Below are 4,919 nucleotides of genomic sequence, written 5' to 3' on the forward strand. Positions count from 1 at the left end.
GATGTGTATAAGAGACAGATAGTAGTTTGCAAACTCCAGGAATTTATCAGTATTAGCATTACGAAACAAAAAAATAAATACTCTTTCAATTGTACAAAAGTAGCAATAAAATTTAGCAATATCATTCCTTTTGAGGATATTTATCTTGTAAAGGATATTTTTCGTATAGAACTCGATAATCTAAAAAGAAAAAATTCGGTATTGCGGATTTGAAACTTTTGAAAAAATATTGGTATGTACAGCAATTTGAAATAACAATTTCCTATCTTTGCAATCATCATGTAGATATTTTATATCTTGACTTTTTCTTTTTATATATTAAGTAGCATGGAACTACCCAAACTGATAAATAACATAAATGAACGTGTGATAGACGATCTAAGAGTCAGATTGTCCACTAAATCGAAAGTGTCCATAGCTGCTGCTTCATTTTCTATTTATGCTTTTGAGGCATTAAAAAAAGAATTGGAGAATGTAGAAGAGTTGCGTTTTATTTTCACATCACCTACTTTTGTTAAAGATAAAGCAGAAAAGGAGAAGCGTGAATTCTATATTCCTAAGCTAAATCGCGAGCGGAATCTTTATGGTTCTGATTTTGAAATAAAACTTCGTAATCAATTATCTCAAAAAGCCATAGCCAGAGAATGTGCAGATTGGATACGTAAGAAAGTCCGCTTTAAATCTAATTCTTCATCGGAAGTAATGGGTGGTTTCTTGCAAGTGTCTGATGTTGAATCACGTTCTTATGCACCTTTTAATGAGTTCACTACAACAGAACTTGGTTTGGATAGAGGGAACAGTGTGTATTCCATGGTACATAGCTTGCCGTCGCCTTTTACAGAAGAATACCTGAAAATATTTAATGCGCAATGGAACAATAGCGAAAAATTTGTAGATGTAACGGACCGGATTTTGGAATATATTGAAACGGTTTATAAGGAAAACTCACCGGATTACATCTACTTTATCACACTCTATAATATCTTCAGCGAGTTTCTTGATGATATATCCGAAGATGTGTTGCCCAATGAAGCTACAGGGTTCAAAAATAGTGTGATTTGGAATAAACTATATAATTTTCAGAAAGATGCAGCTCTTGCTATCATCAATAAATTAGAGAAATACAATGGTTGTATTTTGGCGGATAGCGTTGGTTTAGGTAAGACTTTCACGGCACTTTCTGTGATTAAGTATTATGAAAACCGAAATAAATCCGTTTTGGTTCTGTGCCCTAAAAAACTGAATGATAACTGGATTACGTTTCGCAGTAATTATAAGAATAATCCTATCGCAGCAGACAGGTTACGCTATGATATCTTATTTCATTCAGACTTATCTCGTGAATACGGGACGTCTAATGGATTAGACCTCTCTCATATCAATTGGGGAAACTATGACCTTATCGTCATAGACGAAAGTCACAATTTTCGTAATGGTGGCAAGATTACAACTGACGAGGAAGATGAGAATCCCAGAGAAAACCGTTATTTACGTTTGTTGAATCAGGTGATTCGTGCCGGAGTGAAGACAAAAGTACTAATGCTTTCTGCTACTCCTGTCAACAATGGCTTCAAGGATTTAAAGAATCAATTGCAGTTGGCTTATGAGGGTGAAGTTGAAAAGATTGATTCTTTATTGGATACTAAAAGTAGCATTGATGATATATTCCGTCAGGCACAAACTGCATATAATAGATGGGTGAAGTTTGAACCGACGGAACGTACTACGGCTAAGTTGTTGGGAATGTTAAGCTTTGATTTTTTTGAGGTGTTAGATTCGGTGACAATTGCCCGTAGTCGAAAACATATTGAGCGATATTATGATACTACAGATATCGGTAAATTTCCTACCCGTCTGAAACCAATATCCCGCCGTCCATGCTTAACGGATTTGAGTGCAGCTATCAATTATAATGAAATTTACACCCAGTTGCAAACGTTGAATCTTGCTATATATACTCCTTCTGATTTTATATTGGCGAGCAGAATAAGTAAGTATGTAGACTTGGACGAGTCTGGCAGTGAAAGTGGGTTATCCATGCATGGACGTGAAAAGGGTATTCGTCAATTGATGGCAATCAATATGCTAAAACGTTTGGAAAGTTCAGTTAATTCATTTCGCTTGACTATTCAACGTATACAGGAACTTATCCAAAATACGATAAACAGGATAGATAACTTCTCGCGTGACAGATATGGACATACCTCTTTGGAAGTGGACGATTATTACCCATCAATGGTAGCTGAAGATGAAGAATATTATGGCTCTGCTTTTGTTGGTGGAAAAAAGACAAAGATTGATTTAGCTGATATGGATTTTATATCTTGGCGGCAGTATCTGGAATGGGATAATGAGATTCTTAACCTTCTTTTGGTGATGCTTCAAGATATTACTCCTCGTCACGACAGTAAGTTGCAACAACTTATTGAAGATTTGGAATCTAAATTCAGTCATCCTATCAATGATAAAAATAAAAAGGTCTTGATCTTCACGGCTTTTTCTGATACGGCTGAATATTTATATTCGGAACTGGCTGACCGTATTCATGATGAATATGGTTTGAATGTTGCTATGGTGACAGGTTCGGTGGACGGAATGTGTACTATCAAAAAATTAAAGCCTGACTTTAATACAATTCTTACACTCTTTTCGCCTCGTTCAAAGGAACGTGATGTCTTATTTCCCGGTTCGAATACTGAAATAGATGTACTTATTGCTACAGATTGTATATCGGAAGGTCAGAACCTGCAGGATTGCGATTATTTGATAAACTATGATATACATTGGAATCCCGTTCGTATTATTCAGCGATTTGGGCGTATAGACCGTATTGGCTCCAAGAATGAGGTGATTCAACTGGTAAATTACTGGCCTGATGTAGAGTTGGATGATTATATCAAGTTGAAAGGTCGTGTAGAGGCTCGCATGAAGGTTACTGTTATGACTGCCACTGGTGATGATAATCTTCTCTCTGACGAAGAAAAAGGGGATTTACAATACCGGAAGGAGCAGTTGAAGCGTCTACAAGAAGAAGTTGTTGATATTGAAGATATGGATACGGGTATCAATATCATGGATTTAGGACTTAATGAGTTCAGGCTAGACCTTTTGGCTTACATGAAGGATAATCCGGATATTGCTCATACTCCTTTTGGGATGAGTGCTGTTGTTGGAAGTTCAGATTTTGTGCAGCCGGGAGTTATCTATGTGTTGAAGAACCGGAACAATGGAGTAAATATCAATAATCAGAATTTACTTCATCCATTCTATATGGTTTATATAAGTCATGAGGGAGAAGTGCTTTGTGATCATTTGTCCCCTAAAACTATGCTTGACAATATGCGTGCAGCCTGTCGGGGAAAACATGAACCAGATAAAACTTTATGTTCTGTGTTCAATAAAGAAACGAAAGACGGGCGTGAGATGAGTCACTATTCTGACTTGTTGCAGGAAGCTATTCATAGCATTATTGAAGTGAAAGAAGAATCGGATATTATGAGCCTTTTCTCGGCGGGTGAAACTACTGCACTTCGAAATAAAATATCAGGGCTTGATGATTTTGAGTTAATCTGTTTTTTGGTGATTAAATAGTGAAACGTTATGTATAATCTTCCGCAATCAACTATCGTAAACAGAGTTATCCCCAAGAAAACGTTTGTAAATCAATGGGGAGCTAATACTCGCATGAAGGATCACTTCACAAATGATGTGGTTCGAGTGGAATGGTTGGCTAAGTTAGCGCCAAGTACTATTAATGTGGCAGATGGAAAAGAAGTACATGAAATCACTATCTTCCTTGTGCCTATTAAGGATGAAAATTGTCCGGATGATATTTTTTCTTTTATTGATGGTATGATACCACGACATACAATCTTTATTTTGCGTTGGGGAGATATGACTTGTTTGCACCTCAATTACAAAGAATGGATGGAAAGCAGTACGAATACGGATAAAACTTTTCGTATTGCGAAGACGTATCGTTCTCAATGGAGAAAAGATACAGAAATAAGTCTTTCCATAGAGGGGTTGACAATGGATGCTATCTATGAAGCACTTGTTCGTCAAGTGGCAGGGGAGCGCATTATCATACAGAGCGAAAGTTTACGTGAGGATGTAGAGAAATCGACTCAACGTGAAATGTTGCTTAAAGAAATAGAGATTCTAAAGCGCAAAGAGGCTAAAGAGAGGCAGCCTCAAAAAAAGTTTGCGATTCATAAACAAATTGTTGAGTTAAAGGAAAGATTATGAGTATAATACATCCAAATACATTATTTCATTTTACTTCAAAGTGCTCTACTTTGAAGTTAATAGTAAAATCGGGACTTAGATTTTCTTACTGTTTTGAAGAAATGTCGAATGGATATGGATTTGCAGTACCTATGATTTGTTTTTGTGATATACCATTATTACGTACACTGAATCATCGACATAAATATGGCTCATATATGGTAGGATTTGATAAGAAGTATTTGAAAGATAAAATGCGATTAAATATAAATCCGGTACAATATAGAAGTACATTCTTTCTTCAGATGTGGAATGAAGATCTATATGATAAATATATTGAAACAACAAATTCTGTTTTTTCTAATGGAGTGAATAAGATTATTAATGAACATTGTTTAGAAGATGAGATTAATAATAAGGGCTTGGATTTTGTGTTCAATAGTAATGAAGAATTAAGTTACGAAAAAGACTTATTGTCTTTGACTGCAATGTTATTAAAGCATAATCTTGTATTTTCGAAAAAAAGCGAATCAAGAAAAGATAAAAAGATAATAAACAACTATGATGAAAGAGAATGGCGGATTATTCCCTTGCAATATCTTGAAAATTCTCCCAAATGGGAATTAAAAATAAAAGAAGAGGAATATGTTAAGTCAAGAGATTTTTTTAATAAATCACTTTCTGGTAATACG

4 protein-coding genes are annotated in these 4,919 nt (G+C 35.4%); all 4 read left to right on the forward strand.

Annotation, left to right across the window (positions count from 1 at the left end):
- A partial coding sequence (locus LPH68_RS25540) for a hypothetical protein (RefSeq protein WP_230297228.1) occupies window positions 1-213 on the forward strand: 213 nt, incomplete at its 5' end.
- A gap of 114 nt (window positions 214-327) precedes the next feature.
- Entirely contained in the window at window positions 328-3,591 is a 3,264-nt protein-coding gene (locus LPH68_RS25545) for a helicase-related protein (protein ID WP_217290694.1), read from the forward strand.
- Between the two features lie 9 nt (window positions 3,592-3,600).
- Entirely contained in the window at window positions 3,601-4,248 is a 648-nt protein-coding gene (locus LPH68_RS25550) for a DUF4391 domain-containing protein (protein ID WP_117811583.1), read from the forward strand.
- The coding region (locus tag LPH68_RS25555; RefSeq protein WP_230297229.1) for an abortive infection system antitoxin AbiGi family protein at window positions 4,245-4,919 on the forward strand (675 nt) is incomplete at its 3' end. The genes LPH68_RS25550 and LPH68_RS25555, both read left to right, overlap by 4 nt.

This window comes from Bacteroides sp. 1_1_30, from assembly GCF_020982715.1.
In the GTDB taxonomy this organism is placed as follows: domain Bacteria; phylum Bacteroidota; class Bacteroidia; order Bacteroidales; family Bacteroidaceae; genus Bacteroides; species Bacteroides xylanisolvens.